This is a genomic window from Secundilactobacillus angelensis, assembly GCF_012641075.1.
GTDB classification, from domain to species: Bacteria; Bacillota; Bacilli; order Lactobacillales; family Lactobacillaceae; genus Secundilactobacillus; species Secundilactobacillus angelensis.
The window spans coordinates 93103-111366 of the sequence record NZ_JAAXLJ010000002.1; the positions used below are offsets into that span (position 1 = coordinate 93103).

At 44.0% G+C, this 18264-nt stretch carries 19 protein-coding genes; 3 read left to right on the forward strand and 16 right to left on the reverse strand.

The window, feature by feature from the left end; genetic code table 11:
• Positions 1–24: 24 nt before the first annotated feature.
• The 8 genes from rseP to rpsB form a co-directional block, all read right to left on the reverse strand.
• Positions 25–1299: an RIP metalloprotease RseP gene (gene rseP / locus HC026_RS01300; RefSeq protein ID WP_168924177.1), complete on the reverse strand. Its 1275-nt coding sequence runs from the start codon at positions 1297–1299 to the stop codon at positions 25–27.
• A gap of 38 nt (positions 1300–1337) precedes the next feature.
• Positions 1338–2126 carry a phosphatidate cytidylyltransferase gene (locus HC026_RS01305; RefSeq protein ID WP_168924178.1) on the reverse strand — a complete coding sequence of 263 codons (789 nt, stop codon included), beginning with the start codon at positions 2124–2126 and terminating at the stop codon, positions 1338–1340.
• Between the two features lie 22 nt (positions 2127–2148).
• Positions 2149–2925 carry an isoprenyl transferase gene (locus HC026_RS01310; RefSeq protein WP_211089360.1) on the reverse strand — a complete coding sequence of 259 codons (777 nt, stop codon included), beginning with the start codon at positions 2923–2925 and terminating at the stop codon, positions 2149–2151.
• A gap of 105 nt (positions 2926–3030) precedes the next feature.
• Complete coding sequence (locus tag HC026_RS01315; RefSeq protein WP_168924179.1) at positions 3031–3441, reverse strand: hypothetical protein; 411 nt, start codon at positions 3439–3441, stop codon at positions 3031–3033.
• Positions 3442–3471: 30 nt separating this feature from the next.
• A complete protein-coding gene (gene frr / locus HC026_RS01320; protein WP_211089368.1) occupies positions 3472–3993 on the reverse strand; it encodes a ribosome recycling factor in 522 nt (173 codons plus the stop codon).
• A 38-nt stretch (positions 3994–4031) separates the two neighbouring features.
• On the reverse strand, positions 4032–4754 hold the full coding sequence (gene pyrH / locus HC026_RS01325) for a UMP kinase (protein ID WP_168924289.1): 723 nt from the start codon (positions 4752–4754) through the stop codon (positions 4032–4034).
• 128 nt (positions 4755–4882) lie between these two features.
• Entirely contained in the window at positions 4883–5764 is an 882-nt protein-coding gene (gene tsf, locus HC026_RS01330) for a translation elongation factor Ts (RefSeq protein WP_168924181.1), read from the reverse strand.
• A gap of 138 nt (positions 5765–5902) precedes the next feature.
• Complete coding sequence (gene rpsB / locus HC026_RS01335) at positions 5903–6664, reverse strand: 30S ribosomal protein S2 (RefSeq protein ID WP_168924182.1); 762 nt, start codon at positions 6662–6664, stop codon at positions 5903–5905.
• 235 nt (positions 6665–6899) lie between these two features.
• Between rpsB and HC026_RS01340 the strand changes: the two genes are divergently transcribed.
• Positions 6900–7610, forward strand: a complete 711-nt coding sequence (locus HC026_RS01340) for an HAD family hydrolase (RefSeq protein WP_168924183.1) — start codon at positions 6900–6902, stop codon at positions 7608–7610.
• Positions 7611–7702: 92 nt separating this feature from the next.
• On the opposite strand, the gene HC026_RS01345 is transcribed toward HC026_RS01340, so the two are convergent.
• Complete coding sequence (locus HC026_RS01345) at positions 7703–7864, reverse strand: hypothetical protein (RefSeq protein WP_168924184.1); 162 nt, start codon at positions 7862–7864, stop codon at positions 7703–7705.
• A 117-nt stretch (positions 7865–7981) separates the two neighbouring features.
• On the opposite strand from HC026_RS01345, the gene HC026_RS01350 reads away from it, so the two are divergent.
• A complete protein-coding gene (locus HC026_RS01350; RefSeq protein ID WP_168924185.1) occupies positions 7982–9520 on the forward strand; it encodes a multicopper oxidase family protein in 1539 nt (512 codons plus the stop codon).
• A gap of 72 nt (positions 9521–9592) precedes the next feature.
• Here the strand turns inward: HC026_RS01350 and HC026_RS01355 are convergent, their stop codons facing one another.
• Positions 9593–10201 (reverse strand): sugar O-acetyltransferase, encoded by a 609-nt coding sequence (locus HC026_RS01355; RefSeq protein WP_168924186.1) that lies wholly within the window; start codon positions 10199–10201, stop codon positions 9593–9595.
• 200 nt (positions 10202–10401) lie between these two features.
• Here HC026_RS01355 and HC026_RS01360 point away from each other — a divergent pair, with 200 nt between their 5' ends.
• A complete protein-coding gene (locus HC026_RS01360; RefSeq protein ID WP_168924187.1) occupies positions 10402–14559 on the forward strand; it encodes a DUF5776 domain-containing protein in 4158 nt (1385 codons plus the stop codon).
• Between the two features lie 104 nt (positions 14560–14663).
• Here the strand turns inward: HC026_RS01360 and HC026_RS01365 are convergent, their stop codons facing one another.
• The 6 genes from HC026_RS01365 to HC026_RS01390 are packed head-to-tail and all read right to left on the reverse strand — an operon-like array spanning position 14664 to position 18222.
• Entirely contained in the window at positions 14664–14996 is a 333-nt protein-coding gene (locus HC026_RS01365) for a metal-sulfur cluster assembly factor (RefSeq protein WP_168924188.1), read from the reverse strand.
• A gap of 16 nt (positions 14997–15012) precedes the next feature.
• On the reverse strand, positions 15013–15312 hold the full coding sequence (locus tag HC026_RS01370; RefSeq protein WP_168924189.1) for a cupin domain-containing protein: 300 nt from the start codon (positions 15310–15312) through the stop codon (positions 15013–15015).
• A gap of 27 nt (positions 15313–15339) precedes the next feature.
• Entirely contained in the window at positions 15340–16533 is a 1194-nt protein-coding gene (locus HC026_RS01375) for a nitrate/nitrite transporter (RefSeq protein WP_168924190.1), read from the reverse strand.
• 4 nt (positions 16534–16537) lie between these two features.
• Positions 16538–17536 (reverse strand): GTP 3',8-cyclase MoaA, encoded by a 999-nt coding sequence (gene moaA, locus HC026_RS01380; RefSeq protein WP_168924191.1) that lies wholly within the window; start codon positions 17534–17536, stop codon positions 16538–16540.
• Positions 17537–17572: 36 nt separating this feature from the next.
• Positions 17573–17818: a MoaD/ThiS family protein gene (locus tag HC026_RS01385; RefSeq protein WP_168924192.1), complete on the reverse strand. Its 246-nt coding sequence runs from the start codon at positions 17816–17818 to the stop codon at positions 17573–17575.
• Positions 17819–17820: 2 nt separating this feature from the next.
• Positions 17821–18222 (reverse strand): molybdenum cofactor biosynthesis protein MoaE, encoded by a 402-nt coding sequence (locus tag HC026_RS01390; RefSeq protein WP_168924193.1) that lies wholly within the window; start codon positions 18220–18222, stop codon positions 17821–17823.
• Positions 18223–18264 lie beyond the last annotated feature (42 nt).

Here is an 18264-nt window from a genome sequence, read left to right on the forward strand (position 1 = left end):
CCCCTTTTACCGTTTTAATTTAACTTATCTGATGAAGTAACGCTCGATATCATTCCATGTTACCAGCAGCATTAAGACGACTAAGAAGACAACCCCAATAAGGGTAATCACCGTTTCAACGTTTTCCGAGAGCGGTTTTCGTCGAATGCCTTCGATCACATTAATTAATATTTTACCACCATCTAAAGCTGGAATTGGCAATAAATTAACAATCCCTAAGTTTAACGACAAAAATGCCAGAAAACTGAGCACCCCAAGTACCCCTTCAGACGCAGCGGTTGATGTAGTCGCAAAGATTGCTACGGGACCACCTAGATCATTCAAGCTAAAATGTCCTGAAACCATGGACCAGATTGCGGCTAGAAGCTGAACCGTCATTTGCCAGGTCTGAGTGAAGCCGGAAACTAACATTGCACCGATATCATGATTACGGTATTGCGTAATTCCGATGACACCGATTGTTTTATTGTTGGTTTTATTCGCCGCAGGAGTCATTTTGATGGTCTTCGTCTGACTGCCGCTTTTAACTTTGAACGCCGTTGGTTTATGAGCGCGATCTTGAATCTGGGTGGCAATTTGGTTCCAATCACTCACTTTTTTACCGTTCACGGCGGTTATGTAGTCGCCGTTCTTAATCCCAGCTGAACGAGCAACCGTCACATCCGTAGTTGTGGGGCTGACCCGATTACTGTTATTGGTCACGCCACCAGCCACAAACGTCAAAATTGTATAAACAATGATCGCCAAAATAAAGTTATTCATTGGACCAGCAAAGTTGGTCATCAAACGATGGCCTAGACTAGCAGACTGAAATTGAACGTCTCGCGGCGCGATTCTGACTTCAGTGCCATCATTTTCAATGATGGTGGCATCATGCGCAACATGATAGCGTTTAACTTCACTTTCATCGCCATTTTCGTATCCTTCAATCCAGAGTTCATCCTCCAGATCGGTAGCCGTAACAGCCATGGGAATCCCATTAAACAACGTGGACTTCTTACTCGTATTGATTCGGGTCACCTGATCATTATTACCAACATACAGGCTTACTGGTGTTCCTGGTTTCAGTTCATCTTCATCGTCTTCGGCTCCAGCCATCCGGACATAACCCCCAACCGGTAGGAGTCGAATCGTATAGGTCGTGTCAGTTGTCCGATAATTAAACAGTTTTGGTCCCATACCAATCGAAAATTCACGAACGAGAATTCCCGCCCGTTTCGCAAAGAAGAAATGACCAAATTCGTGGATAAAGACAATCAGGCCAAATACGATAATAAAGGTAATAATGGTCGTAATCACAGACGTCGATCCTTTCGTAATAGACTAATTTACTAGTCTTAGATAAAGCCTAGTAAATGTAGAGCAGGTAACACCAACAAGAGACTATCAAAACGGTCTAAAATACCACCGTGTCCCGGTAGAATCCGACCCGAATCCTTCACACCATAGTAACGCTTCAAAGCTGACTCCACTAAATCACCAATTTGGCCAATGACTGATAGAACAATGGTCAAGAGAACCGTGACTAGCCAACTGTAATCGCCTTGTGGATAGAAATGAACGTAGATAGCAACAATAATCGTCGCAACGATTGTACCGCCGATTGACCCTTCCCAGGTTTTGTTGGGACTGATATGTGGTGCCAGTTTATGGCGACCAAGCTTTCTGCCAATCATGTAGGCACCACTATCCGTGATCCAAACGATGAAAAGGGCGAAGAAAATCGTTGAAAGACTAGCTGCATCAGCCAAAATAAAGTAGTGGAAACCTGACCCAATATAGATTGCGCCTGCAGTTAGTACCGCAGCGTCATCGAAAGAGAACCGGTTTTTTGAAAAAACAGTGTACATCAAAAGTAACACGATCAGACAGTAAATCACAAATCTGACATCTAATTTTCCTGGTAGAATATCATGCCAAAAATCAGGCAAGATAATCAGTAACACAGTAATTCCTGATAACAAAGCTTCCCAAGATACCACCAGTTTTTTTCTCATAACTAAAATTTCAGAAAGTGCAATCAAGCCAAGAACTGCAGCCGCGATATCAACCCAGATACCCCCGGCAATAATAATTGGAATGAAGATGATCAAAGCGATCACCGCCGTAATAACCCGTTGTCTCATTTATAAACTCCTTTTCATGAAACTATTTCGTTAAACCACCAAAGCGACGTTTACGATGTTGGTACTCATAAACTGCCTGATTCAATAAATCAGCTGTAAATTCAGGCCAGTGTGGCGCCATGAAGACAAATTCTGAATAAGCGATTTGCCATAGTAAAAAGTTAGAAATCCGTTCCTCGCCTGAGGTTCTAATCACCAAATCAGGATCCTGATATTGACCCAATGGTGCCGTCATCAAATGCGCGCTAATCATTTCAGAAGAAATATCTTCTGGCTTCAATTCTCCCTGTTGCACAGACTTAGCAATTGTCTGCACAGCGGTAGTAATTTCGGCACGACTCCCGTAATTTAAGGCAAAGTTTAACACCATGCCATCACAATCTTGAGTATCTTTAATGGCATTAGCAACAGCTGTCTGAGTCTTTTGTGGTAGCTGATCAGTGTAACCCATGACGTTTACGCGCACATTGTTAGCAATTAGTTCTGGCACAAAATCATCAAAAAAATCCACTGGCAATTTCATCAGATAATTGACTTCATCTTCCGGACGCTTCCAGTTTTCAGTGGAAAACGCGTAAAGTGTCAATACCTTAATACCTAGATTACTCGCAGCTTTTGTGATGGTCTTGACAGTATTCATTCCCTGCTTATGACCAGCAACTCTTGGTAAATGACGTTTTTGAGCCCAGCGACCATTACCATCCATGATAATCGCAACGTGTGCTGGAATATTATCAGGATCCAGTTCTTTTTTTTCAGGCATCTCTGACTGATTGTTATTATTGAGCCAAGAAAACAAAGTGGCACCTCCAATTAAGCTTTCAAACTCTAATCATACCAAAAAACAGAGTTGTCGACTATCCCAACTCTGCTTAAAGCGATTATTTAACAGAATCTAAATCAGCTACTGAAGTAAACGCCATTCACCGCGATTAGCGTCAGATAACGTATTAAAATACTGTAGTAAATTATTAGCATCATCCGGACTCACTTCACCAAGCATGTTTAACCCTTCACCCGTTGGGATGGGTTCACTTAGATCGGTAATTTCAGAGTCGTTTTCGATGGTCGCTTTTGAAAAGGCGATAATCCAATCTTCTTCAATCAACTGCGTGATGACAAAGAATAAATTAAAATCGTCATTTACAAAAGCTGGCTGAGCGTAAACACCTTCGTCAATTTGTGTCAGCTCATTGCCGTTATAATTCAAAACCGCTAAGTTTTCATCGGTCACTGCATCATTAAGTTTGAAAACCATTTTGGCAAATTGTGGAGTGCCAGGCGTGATTTCAACTGTTTCGTCGTCATTTGCCATGTTTAATAATATCCTTTCATTCAAACGTGACTAGCCAGAAATAATTTCCTGTTCCTTGTCATCCGTCAACTTATCGATTTGCTTAACTGCTTCGTCAGTCACATTTTGGACTTGCTTTTCAAGATCATGAATTTCATCATCGGTGAAATCGCCGTTCTTATGGCCTTTCTTCAACGCATCCATGGCTTCACGACGGACGTTACGGACAGCAACTTTCCCCTGTTCAGCAACACCTTTAACCTGTTTAGCAAGTTCTTTACGTCGTTCTTCAGTTAATTGGGGAACCACCAACCGAAGCGCCGAACCATCGTTAGCTGGTGTGATACCTAAGTCTGATTCCAAAATTCCCTTTTCAACATCTTCCAGAGAAGACTTATCAAAAGGAGTCACCAAGATAACCCGTGGTTCTGGAACAGAGATAGCAGCCACCTGATTGATGGGTGTCTCTACACCATAATACTGAACGGTGACCCGGCTTAACAAACTAGCGTTAGCACGACCGGCACGAATTGTACCGAACTCGCGGCTTAACACCTCTTCAGCCTTCTTCATTTTTGTTTTTGCTTCATCAATAATTGGGTTTGCCAATACTATTTCCCCCTTACCGTTGTCCCGATGTTTTCACCGAGTACAACCTTCTTAATATTCCCAGGATGATTGAGATTAAATACAACCAGCGGAATGTCATTATCCATTGACAGTGTGCTTGCTGTTGAATCCATCACGTGGAGACCCTTATTAATAATATCCATATGGGTCAAGTGGTCGAATTTAACGGCACTCTGGTCAACGTTTGGATCGGCCGAATAAACACCGTCAACACCATTCTTAGCCATTAAAATGGCGTCCGCATTGATTTCAGCTGCACGTAACGCTGCGGTGGTGTCCGTCGAAAAGTATGGACTACCTGTACCACCAGCGAATATCACAACGCGATCTTTCTCTAAATGACGAATCGCTTTGCGCCGAATATAAGGTTCAGCAATGGCGCGCATTTCAATCGAAGTTTGAACCCGGGTTGGCACGCCAATGTCTTCAAGATTATCTTGGAGGGCAAGACCATTCATAATGGTTGCCAGCATACCGATATAATCGGCCTGGGCACGTTCCATACCCATCTGGGCACCTGATTCGCCCCGCCACATGTTACCGCCACCAACGACGATACCAATCTGAAGGCCTAAATCAAATACTTCCTTAACTTCCTTTGCCACAGTTTTGATGACTGGCGGGTGAATACCAAATCCTTGATCGCCTGCCAGAGCTTCACCACTCAGCTTCAAAACGATGCGCTTATACTTTAAATCGGTCATCATGAACCTCCTATTAGTTTCCTCAGGTAATTCTATCATAAACCGGTATCGACCAACAGTCGTATCACCGTTAAATTCCATAAAAAAAGGATGTACGCTACACGTACACCCCCCTTTTTAAAGTTAGTTTAGCCGTTAATTTGACTATTTACTTCATCTTCAAAGTTCTTGGTTTCAACTTCGATACCTTCACCAACTTCATAACGAACAAAGCTCTTCAGCTTGCCGCCTTTTGAAGCAACGTATTGGCTAACGGTTTGGTCGGAATCCATGACGAATTCTTGGTCTGCAAGACTGATTTCAGACAAGAACTTACGGAGACGGCCTTCAACCATTTTCTCCACGATGTTTTCAGGCTTGCCTTCGTTTAAGGCTTCCTTCTTCAAAACTTCGCGTTCGTGGTCTAAACGATCTGCTGGAATATCGTCACGAGAAACAAATTCTGGGTTAACAGCAGCAACGTGCATGGCAACATTCTTAGCAACGCTTGCATCGGCACCATCAAGAACCACCAAGGCACCAATTTGACCACCATTATGCAGGTAGGCACCAAATACTTCACTGTCGCTCTTTTCAACAACTTGGAAACGACGAAGTGTCGTGTGCTCTGAAGTAACTTGTGTCTGTTCGATGATCATTTCTTGAATCGTCTGACCAGCATCGTTCTTCAGTGCTAATGCAGCATCCATGTCAGCAGGCTTGTTAGCAGCAATCAAATCAGAGATCGTCTGAACCAGGTTTTTAAACCGGTCGTTGGAAGCAACGAAGTCAGTTTCTGAGTTAACTTCAACGATTGCAGCCACGTTACCGTTTTCGGAGATGTGTGCTAAACCGTTAGCAGCAACGTTGCCGCTCTTCTTTTCTGCCTTAGCAATTCCTTTTTCACGCAGAAAATCGATTGCCTTGCTCATGTCACCTTCAGTGGCAACAAGCGCCTTCTTAGCGTCCATCATACCAACGCTAGTCTTATCACGAAGTTCTTTAACCATTTTTGCAGTAATGCTTGCCATTTTATGGCCTCCTTAATATTAATACAGATAAGTCGCTTAACACCAACACAAAAGGCTGACCTGAAAATAATCAGGCCTCGCGGGTCCACATTTTCAAGCCAGCCTAAGCACTGATGGTTTTTAACAAATATTAGCTACTTATTCAGCAGCGTTTTCTGAAGCATCCTTGTCATCAGCGGCGTCCTTAGCATCTGCCTTGGCGGCTTCAGCTTCGTCTTCGCCTTGACGGCCTTCGATAACGGCATCGGCCATCTTGCTTGTAATCAAGCGAACGGCACGAATAGCATCATCGTTAGAAGGAATAATCACGTCAACGTCATCTGGGTCAGTGTTAGTATCAACCATAGCGACGATCGGAATGTTCAACTTTTGAGCTTCCTTAACGGCGATTTGTTCCTTACGAGGATCAACAACAAACATAACGTCAGGCAACTTAGGCATATCTTCGATACCACCTAAGAAACGTTCCAACTTGTCAGTTTGCTTCTTCAGTAAAGAAACTTCCTTCTTTGGTAAACGGTCAAAAGTACCGTCTTCAGCCATCTTCTTAAGATCTTTCAAACGCTTGATACGAGTTTGAATAGTGTTCCAGTTGGTTAAAGTTCCACCCAACCAACGGTGGTTAACGTAAAATTGACCAGCGCGAGTAGCTTCTTCTTCAATAGAATCTTGGGCTTGCTTCTTAGTACCAACGAAAAGCACTACAGCACCCTTAGATGCTTCATCCTTAACGAAGTTGTAGGCGGTGTCGATCAACTTAACCGTCTTTTGTAAGTCGATGATGTAGATCCCGTTACGTTCAGTGAAGATATAATCCTTCATCTTAGGGTTCCAACGACGAGTTTGGTGACCGAAGTGGACACCTGCTTCAAGTAATTGTTTCATTGTAATAACAGCCATGAAATAGCCTCCATCAAAGTTTTTTCCTCCCCTGAGATCATCTATACTAAGAACTCTCCCGAGCACTGCTTAATATATCACCCAGAGTGTGAATTGTGGCAATCAGCCGAAATTTAGTATACCCGTTTTAAGCGTCCATAGCAACCCTTAGAGCGCGAGAAAGTAAAAAATATTTGAAATAAATGTTACATTCATGTTACACTACATTTCACGGAACTCCGAGGAGGAATCAATTATGCTCAAAGCAATCGTTTTTGATCTTGACGATACGCTCTACGATCAACAACGACCGTTTCAGCAAGCACTATTTTCCGTTTGGAACGACCCGGCCGTTTCTGGTCACGTGCTAACCGATCTTTTTAAGACCTTTAAACACATGAATGACCGAGTCGCAAAACTTGAAACATTGACGATGAACCACGTTTTTAGTCACCTTAATGACGTGTTAACAAAATATAACCTGCCAACCTTGGCAAATTCGGTCTGGCTTGCCTTTTGGGATCGTTATCAAGCAGAAGCACAAACAATCAGTTTATTCTCTGATATTCAAACTCAATTGCCACTGTTGAAAGATCATTACGAATTAGGTGTGATCACTAACGGCGAAAGCAATACGCAATCCGAAAAACTATCACATCTCGATCTTCATCGTTGGGTGAATCACGACAACGTCGTTATTTCTGACGAAGTTGGTATCCGAAAACCAGACCCGAGAATCTTTACCCATTTTAACCGTAAACTAAGCTTACAGGCTAACGAAGTGGTTTACATTGGCGATAATTTTGAGAAGGACATGGTCGGTGCAAAAAAAGCCGGCTGGCACGCATTCTGGTTTAACCATCGCCACTTAGAAATGCCTAAGTCCGATTTTATTCCGGATCAAACGGTAGAATCATCAACTGAGCTAGCAGAACTTTTACAAGCCATGTCGGTGACTAACTATTAGTAGATTCACAATGAATTATGAAAGCAGCTCATTTGGTTTTAATCAGATGAGCTGCTTTTTTAGTGTGAAATTTTTCCAAGGTGACTGGCCGTTCATTTTCGATAACCAACGACTAATGAACCAACAGAATCAAGTAACATAATGACCGCCATCATCCACATTGCAGCCATATTGTTCATGGTAATCAGAAACCCAATTAAGATAATATTTAAAAGTAACAGTAGCCACAGCAACCATTTTGGCATCGTATTCATGTAATCATCCCTTCCCCAATTACATAGTATAATACAAATTGTTTAGGTATCCCTTAATAAAGTTTCATTTTTTGAAAAAGGGGTATAATTAAATTGATTATGAGAGGAGAAAAACTTATGAGTGAAGAAATCTATCATGACTATTTTTTTGACGAACCTGCTTTTAATACTCATGACGGTGGCTATGTACCACTTGAGGTAGCTGACACACCGGAAAAGCCGCTGGCAGTTCCGCCCTTGCTAAAACCCGATAAGGAAACTGATACCGATATCTGGTATACGGTAACCGCTCAGGCGGGTGAAACTCAAATCTTACCAGGCGAAAAGACTAAAACCTGGGGCTACAATGCCACGATTTTGGGACAAACTATCAAGTACCCAGTTGGCAAACACATCCACGTGGCACTAGAAAATCATTTACCTGAACTAACCACTTTTCATTGGCACGGTCTGATTGTTTCTGGACCTTACGTTGACGGTGGCTGTCACGCACCCGTCTATCCCGGTGAAACCAAACACATTGATTTCACCTTGGACCAACCCGCAGCAACCACTTGGCTGCACGCCCACCCTTGCCCATCAACGGCAGAACAAGTTTGGCACGGCTTAGCTACTATGGTGCTGGTGACTGACGATCACATCAATAGTTTGCCGCTGCCGCACAACTACGGCGTGGACGATATTCCATTGGTCTTACAGGATCGCCGTTTCCATGAAGGCAACCAATTGGATTATCACGCGGACTACGATCCAGATGGTGTTCAGGGACCCACAGCACTCATTAATGGCACCGTTAATCCCGTCTTCGATGTGACCACTCAAAAATTGCGGTTGCGGATCTTGGATGGCGCAAACCGTCGAGAATGGCGCTTGCACTTTTCAGACGACTTAAAGTTCGCTCAAATTGCTGGCGATTCTAGCTTGTTACCAGAACCCGTTTACATGGATCACCTGATGTTAACCTGTGCAGAACGGGCAGAAATCGTGGTTGACTTTGCTGGCTATCATGACGGGCAGACAGTCACCTTATTCAGCGACGATGTTCCAATCGTTAAATTCAAAATTCATCAATTCGCCGCTGATAACACAACCCTACCGAATCATCTGCTGACGATTAATAAACCTGAAGTGGATCCTAAAACACCGGTTCGCAAAATTGAAATGAGTGGCATGGACGAAGCGGTCATGTTAGACGGCAAGAAATTTAGCATGCAACGAATCGATGCCACGCAACCAGTTGGTCAAAGTCAGTATTGGGATATCACCAACTCAAACATGAAGGATTCCGGGATGGTTCACCCCTTCCACGTACATGGAACTGAATTCCTGGTTATTTCCCGTAACGGTCACGCGCCCTATCCCAACGAACACGGCTTTAAGGATACCGTTGGGGTCAACCCAGGAGAAACCGTCCGGCTACTGGTTCGTTTTGATTTGCCTGGCGTTTATATGTATCACTGCCACATTATTGAACACGAAGACGGCGGCATGATGGCTCAGATTCAAACTTATGATCCTGGAAAGCCAATGCCAAAATACAAATTAATGGACATGGATACTTTAATGAATGCATTTGCAAAAGAACGCGGTATCGATCCAAAAGATTTATGGATGGCAGGAATGGATTCCTATAGCAAATATGGAATGGAAATGTAACGATTCTCTGGTACTACCATTTAAATAGCCAATATTAAAAGCTCTCGAATTTTTCGGGAGCTTTAATATTGGCTATTTAATTTTCGACCAATCAATCTCGCGACCCTGATGATAATAGTGACGATCGCGTTCGTTGATATTTCTCATCACGTGACACGGTGTTCCCACGGCAACGACATTAGCTGGGATGTCCCTGGTGACAACACTGCCCGCACCAATGACTGAATTATCACCAATGGTCACACCTGGCAAAACGATGACACCGGCGCCTAACCAACAATTACGGCCCACTCTAATAGGAAGATTATATTGGTACACTTTCTCCCTCAACTCTGGCAAAATCGGATGGGTAGCCGAATCCAAAGTGACATTGGGGCCAAACATCGTGTAATCCCCCACAAAAATATGAGTGTCATCAACCGCCGTCAAATTATAGTTAGCGTAAACATGGCTGCCAAAGTGCAAGTGTTTACCGCCAAAGTTTGCGTGCAACGTTGGTTCAATATACGTATCCACCCCAACCTCAGCAAACATTTGTTTAAGCAACTGTTGACGTTTGTCATGGTCACCCGGGCGTGTTTGATTATAGTCGTAAAGCAATTCCTGAGCGGCTTCTTGCTCCTTTAAAATGGCCTTGTCCATCGGTAGGTAAAGGTTTCCATTGTGCATATCTTCTGTCATATGAATGTTATCCTCCTTACATTCGGCCATCTCATTATAACAAACCTGAAAGCGTTTAACACGCTGTAATAGCAGTGCTTTTGTCTGAACTAAAGTTGTGGTGAAATTGCAAGCCAATTACATGTCATAGTCAAGCAAACGTGCTATTATGTCCTTGCTTTGAGAGAGTGTTTCATTTATGAGAGAAAGGATTGATTACAATGACAAAATACCATTTAAACCATTCATTTAACCGATTCCCCAGTCATTATTTTTACGTTGTTGCATTAGTTTCAACTGGCCTTTTTTTCGGTCACACGGTCACCACCGCAAAAGCCGCAACGCCAGAAAATGCCACACCAACTTCCGATACCACGGATTCAACTGATCAATCAGCCAGCAGTACTATATTACGAACAGCTGGCACTGTTCAGACGGAAAGTACAAAACAGCAAAGCGCTGGTAATGAGTTTTCTGAAGTTAGCACGAATTCTTCTGTTGATAATACTAGCCAAGCATCAGCAGCAAATCCAGAAACAGTTACAGCAACTGAAGATACAACTGCATCTGGGACTGATGACCCGAGTCATTCTGACACTGATATCCCGGAAACAACGGCTAATTCTGACCCTTCAACAAGCACTTCAACCGCTACTTTAACAATCACACCTGCCAGCGGGACAATCCCGTTAGACAATGACGCAACAACGCCGACTATTGATGAAAACGGCAATCTGACTACTACCGCAGCAACCACGGAACCCGTCACAGACATCACTATTGATCCACAAAATGCTACGGTGGTTGCACCCGATGCCTTGGGCGTCAAACCGGTTGGCGGCATTAAGTTAAACGTCCCCGTTCCCACCGATGGTAAGGACGCTATTAAGGCAACGAATGCATATTACTACACCATTGATGGTGACATTAACATTTACAACCAGATGGCAAACTATCATGGCAGCTTAAAAGACGCTTCCGATGGCGCTTGGCAAGGTAGTGACTATGCAGCGAAAATACCGACAACCGCTAATGGTGTCGATCCAGCAACAAAGCAGTATTATATTGATGAATGGATGCCTGATATTTGGTTTCAGTACCTCCTTTGGACCACACAATACTCAACTCAGTACCAAAGTTGGGGAACGTTTAAAACCACATTTTCAAAATCAAGTTTGAGTAACCTAACCAATTTCACGGTAACCGAAGCCTCACAGCAAACCAGTTCAACAGACTTAACTGCCACACCTATTTACACAGCATTGGTTCAGACTCAATCTTTGGAAGGACTTCAGTATGCTCAAAATTTAAATACCATTAATTTTACAGTGAATTCTGACGTTTCTGAATCCCTTTATGGCGGCGACATACAAAGTCACCTATGGGACATTAGTGCCTTAGGAGAAATTTCCAGTCTAAGAAGTGTTCGGTTTATAGATACTTCTATACAAGATATTTCTGCATTGAGAGCTAACTCTCTCTTAAACAATCTCGAATTAAGTTTTAATCAAATTAGTGACATCAGTGGCTTTACTGCCCCCTGGACACACGTTAACTCACCAGGAAACCCGCTTGGTAGTGCACGCTATAGTAGCATCAGTATGCCATTGCTGGTTCTTCAGCCTGGGACCACAAGTGTGGAAGTCAGTTATAACGTCAAAGGAGTTGATGGCTCCTTTAGCCATATGATTCCCTCAGATGGTAATGACTTCGGTAATGAAGTATGGGGACAGTTTAAAGCGAGTACAGCAGATGCAGTGAGTGAAGATAACCACACCATCGTTTTTTATAATTTACTTACACCACCAGCAGGTAACGTTGGTTGGCTTTCGGCGGCCCATACCTTCTACATGGATGGTGATGATGGGTCAGCTTTCGACGTTTGGGTATTCATCCCCTACATTATCAGTAACAATTACGGCACAACAAAAGTGAATTATGAGAATTTACTACCAAATGGTCAACAAGAAGAAATCGCCACTTCGACACCATTAAGCGGCCCTGTTAACAATCCGTTTGACGTTTCCACCGATCCCAACACGACTTACCCATTGGAATGGCTGACGGATAAATATGGTAGTAACTATCTCGTACTGGATGGCACCGGGAACTACTCTGACTTTGTAGCGAATAATGGTCTTGCTAAAGCGGTGCCAGTTTCTGGCAGCTACACAGCGGATCCGCAAACTTTAACTGTTTTATTTGCGCCCACCACTCAACTCACCGTGCAACGCGGCTATTACCAGTCAGATGGCCAGTTCATCACAATTAGTCCAGATACACAAGTGGACCAAACACTGACTACTAATTTGGTGGTATCCGATCAAGTGACAACAATACCCAATTTCCACTTTAAGTCAGCAGAGTTGGTTGCCACTAATGGTACGTCAACCCCCGTTACCACGCCGACATTACCATACCTGACGGCAGACAATCAGTTACGACTCGTTTATGATCCAGATCAGGTGACCATCCCAATCACCTATGTTGATAACCTTAATCACGTCATTCATCCCGCTGCAACGTTCTCTGGCACAGTTATTGATACTGTTTCGCCATCAAGCACGACTTCACAGTTACCGATTCCAGACTATACTTTTGACCACTACGCACTCAACGATGGCACGCCGATCACGTCAGCCGTAACCTTGGCAGAGTTAAAGGCCGGCCTGAAGCTTGTTTACACAGGCAACAGCCTAAGCATCACCGTCAATTACGTTGATGATCTTGGTCAGCCACTCCAAACATCGCAGATATCTGGTGCGGTTAACACCACGTTACCGGACACCTTCACGACTGATCAGCAAATCAATATTCCGGACTACACCTTTAGCCGAATTGAAACTCTCAATCATCAACCGATTCCAGCAGATGCTACCTATAATACGATTCGTGAAGGTATCACCGTGGTCTATCAGGGCAACGAAATTTCAGTACCAATCGATTATAAGGACGCGAACGGAAATTCAATCGCTGATGAGTCTACATTCAATCACGCTATCAACTCCCCGCTCACGGCAGCACAGCTGGCTGATCTCGTACCAACTATCAAATACTATTCTTTCGTGGAAGCCCAAGATAAAGCTAGCAACACATTAAACTTACCCGTTACTATTGCATCAATCAGGGACGGCATTCAGCTGATTTACAGTGAAAACAGCACCTCGGTCACCATCGAATACGTCGATCCTGCTGGTAACCCTATTCAGCAACCTACTTTCATTGAAGGTAAGCCAAGTGAACAGCTGACTGGCGAGCAAATTGCGGTGCCCGAGTTACCAGGTTATACCTTTGATCATTTTGAAGACAACAATGGTAATGTACTCACATTACCGATTACCATCAGTCAAGTCATCGATAACGGTTTTCAAGTTGTTTATCAGCCAGTAAAAGTCAGCATTCCCGTTTTCTACGTTGATACTTCTGGTCAAACGATTGCTGCTACCCTGCAAGTTCCCGGAAACTATCAAGATCCGTTCACTGGTGATAGTTTGACCGCACTCCAGCAAGCCATCCCCGGGTATACTTTCTCAAGAATGCAAGGCGCCAATGGTGCAGCGATTTCATTACCAAATATTCTTGGTGAGCTTCAAAATGGTATTTACCTGATTTACACGTTAAACAGTATCAACGTGATTCCACCGGTCACCCCGCCAATTGAAACTCCTGCTGACAACAATCACGAGGTCGTCCCACCAAAAGTGATTTATGCGATGAAACAGTTGAGCCTGCACAGCGAGGTTAACTTCACTGCAGATAACATCATCATGACTTACGTGAAGAAACCACGGATTTACCGACCACGTTTTATCGTCTTGGGTACTGCTCGTGACAGTCAAAATCGGCTCCGCTACCTGGTTCGCGATATTAACCCCAAGAGCGATACTTTCGGGTTAGTCGGTTACGTCACCGCGAACCCCGAATACGTTCGTAGTGCCTATTACCATATCGTTCCAACCACGATTACCGTCATTAATTCCAAGGGAATCAACGGTTATTCGACTCCAAATCTCACAGGAAAATTAGCCCATTATCGTCAAGGCACTGTGTTACAAGTAGCAAGCATTATTCAAGATCGCACTGCCACCCGCTTCGTGCTCAACAATGGGCAAATCGTGACAGCTAGCAAGCTATTGGTTAAAATGGGCACTATTCCACAGCCAACAAATGCTACTAAACTTAACGCTTTAAATCGGTACAGTGACCTCAATTTAACCGTTCGAACGGCACATTTCAAAGCAGCAACAGCAAAATCCTTTCCTATTATCAGTTGGGACTACAGTAACGGAAGCAACTACCACGTTAAATCACTGAAACGCTATCAGATCAACGGTGGCTACATTACCGCTTATAGTAAACTGGTTAAAACCAATTACTGATGAATAGAACTTTAGCAACAGTTTTAATTAACGACACTATTTTATAGAAAAAAGAACCTCAGACAATCAATAATTGATTGCCTGAGGTTCTTCATTGTTACCAATTACCCATGAATCCCTAAAGCCACTTTAGCGAACCGGCTCATACGATCCATGCTCCAAGCGGGTTCCCAAACGAGATTGATATCGCAGGCAGTAACACCATCCACCGACAAAACCGCGTCGTTGATCTGATCTGCCAAGAGATTACCCAGTGGACAGCCCATGGTGGTCAGCGTCATGGTCACCACGCACTGACCCTGATCATCCACGTTGATATCATAGATCAACCCCAGATTAACCATATCAATACCCAGCTCTGGGTCGATCACGTCTTCCAGTGAAGTCATGACTTTGTTTTCAATTGGTGAAAATGCTGCTCCAGCTTCTTCTGACATACTTGCTTCCTCCTCGTTACTGTGCGAGAACGCCATGGACCACCATGACTTCGCCAGCCTCATCTGGTGCTTCCAGCCAATGGAATTCGCCAGGTTGCATCACAACAGCCTTTCCCGGTACCAGTGTGGTAACATCGTCATCCGTATGAAACTGAATCGATCCTTTGATGGCCACCACCGTAACGGTCATCAACGATCGGTGCCGTTTAATGGTCTTACCCTTTGGCAAAACTAACCGGACGATCGACAAATGACGCTCCGACAGCATCCGATCCGGTCCTTCTGAAACTGTTGTATCTGGTGTTAAAACCTTCATAACCTAGTGACCTCCAACGACAAAATTTTATTTAACAATGTGCACGTCGCCCTTAATGAAACGGCGACGGAGAACGTACCAGCAAATTAGCGCGGTCAATACCAGCAACGCGATACCCAACTGATAACTGCCTGTCCAGCCTTTGATCCAGCCAACGACCAGCGGCGGGAAGAAACCACCAAGACCACCCACTGCACCAACGAAACCAGTAACAGCACCAGTGTTACCCTTTGAAACGTAAGGAACCATTTTAAAGACAACACCGTTGCCCCAACCAGCAGCCAAGCCGGTTCCCACAATCCCCGTCACAAACAGGATCTGGGAATCAAATGAGAACATGATGACTAATGAGAATACCGCAATGAGGATGAAAATCCACTGCAGCATCGACATTGGCCTAAACTTATCCGCAGCGGCACCACCGATTGGCCGGATGATTGTACACAGAAACGCGAACAAGGCCGCGTATAGACCCGCAGTCACCGCGTTGACCCCAAAAATATCACCCAAAAACATTGGCGTCAAATTGGTAAATGAAACAAACAGCCCGAAAGTTAAGAAGTAAAACAATGACAGGTACCATGTACTGCTTTCCTTAGCAACGGAAAGTGCACCGCTGACAGACTTCGTTTTATCCGTCGGCATTTCCTTACAGAAAATCGCGAATAACACCATAATGATCACGGTTAAAATCATCAGAAAGTGATAAACACTGTTAAATCCGCTGGAAGCAGATATTCGTGGCAACGTCAAGGCTGCTACGGCATTCCCCATGTTACCCATGGCAACGATTCCTAACGCGAATCCCTGCTTTTCTGGCGGGAACCAAACCGAGGCGTACGAAACACCCACAGCAAATGACGTGCCGGCCATCCCGACTAACAACGCAGCGAACAGTAACATACCGAACGTATGAACTTGAGTGATCATAAACAGTGGAATGAGAATAAAAATCATTAAAATAATGTATACTTTCTTGCCACCGTATTTATCACTTAAAATACCAACTGGAATCCGCATAATCGATCCCAGTAAAACGGGTGTTGCCAGTAACAGCGTCTTTTGGCCAACTGATAAATGGAACATCGTTGCCACTTGAGCAGCTAGCGGCGCAAAGTTAGACCAAGACATGAAACAAACAATCATTGCAATAGTGGACAAGGTCAACGCCATGTACGCGTTGTACCGTGATCCATGTGCGACATCTTCTTGAGTAGCCATAACATTATCCTCCTATCTGACTCATGTGACGCCAAGTCGGCGCCTTATCGATGATGCGATCAGTTTCAGCCATTGCCATTTCATGATTCAGCGGCTTATTATCCAATGCTTTTTGAATTAATGCTCGAAAGGCTGCTTTATCAGGTATCGCTTTTCGAATATCGATTTCTTCATTCCAGTACAGACAGGCTTTAACGTAGCCATCCGCGGTGATTCGCAACCGGTTACAATTCTCGCAGAACTTTGAACTGATTGGATGAATCAAACCAAAACTACCCTCGTACCCTTCAATTTGGTAGTTGTCTGAGGGTCCGTTACCCTTCAACTCAATGGGATGATAAACCATCCCTGCTTCGTCGGCAGTTTCGAAAACGTTCTTGAGCCCTACATATTCTTTTTTCCAAGTTCGCATGGAATTGCCAATCGGCATAAATTCGATAAAGCGTACATTAACGTCATGGTCTTTAGTATAACGTAGAAAATCCAGGACTTCATCATCGTTTTGCCCACGAATCAGGACAATATTCAGTTTAATCTTCTTAAAATGAAGCTTACTGGCAGCAGCAATGCCTTCCAGCACCTGATTGATGTTACCGCCACGAGTAATTTTCTTGTAACGGTCGGGTTTGAAAGTGTCCAGACTGATATTTAACCGATCCAGTCCCGCGTCTTTCAAGTCCTTAGCTAACTTAGCCAGAAACAAACCGTTAGTCGTGATAGAAACGTCATTGATGCCATCGATTGCTTTGATACGCCGAACGATTTCAACAACATCCGTACGCAGCAGTGGTTCGCCACCCGTGATCCGGACCTTTGAAACACCCATGTCAGCGAAGTTCTGAATCAATTGAACAATTTCATCCTGTGAAAGCACCCGATCCGTGGGGAAAAACGGTAATCCCTCTTTTGGCATGCAGTACACACACCTCAAGTTGCAGCGGTCTGTGATTGATAATCGTACATAATCGTGCAATCGATCGTACCTATCATAAAGTTTCTCCATACTTACTTCCTCCTACTCGTCAACTTAAAAATCAACCTAGCCGCCACTTACCGGTGGAATCAATGCAACTTCATCTGTCGGACTCACATCAAGTGAACCGCTGGAAGTAAACTCCTGATTCACAGCTAGCCGAGAAGTCCCAATAAGTTGCTGCAAATTCGGTGAACTGACTGAGACTGCCTGCTTAATTTGATCAGCAGTTGGCTTTTCGGGCACGTCCACCGTAACCACATTGCCAAGCTGCTCCTGGAGCATTGCAAATAATTTGACGTTCAGTTTCATTTTCAGTCCCCCCATCTTACAGCATCCGTGTCAGTTTCCTTTTTCCAAATCGGGACGTCTTTTTTCAGAGTGTCTATTAAGTACTCGCACCAACGAAAAGCATCGCCACGATGTGCAGCTGCCACACCAACAAAAACGGCTTCGTCGGTTAATTCAAGATGGCCAGTCCGATGTTCAATAACGACTCGGGCACCTTGGGCCTCAATTGGTGCAGCTAACTTTTCAAGCTGTCTTTCAGCCATCGGATGATACGCCGAGTAATCAATAAAACGCGTCTCAATATTACCCGTCCATTGACGAACCGTACCAATAAAGGTCACGATACCGCCATACTGAGGATCCTTTAATTTTTGATAGAGCGCGTTCACATCAATTGGTGAATCGCTGATATTAAGGTAATACATACTGACCACCCGTTTTTCATAATGTTGATTACAGTCCCTATT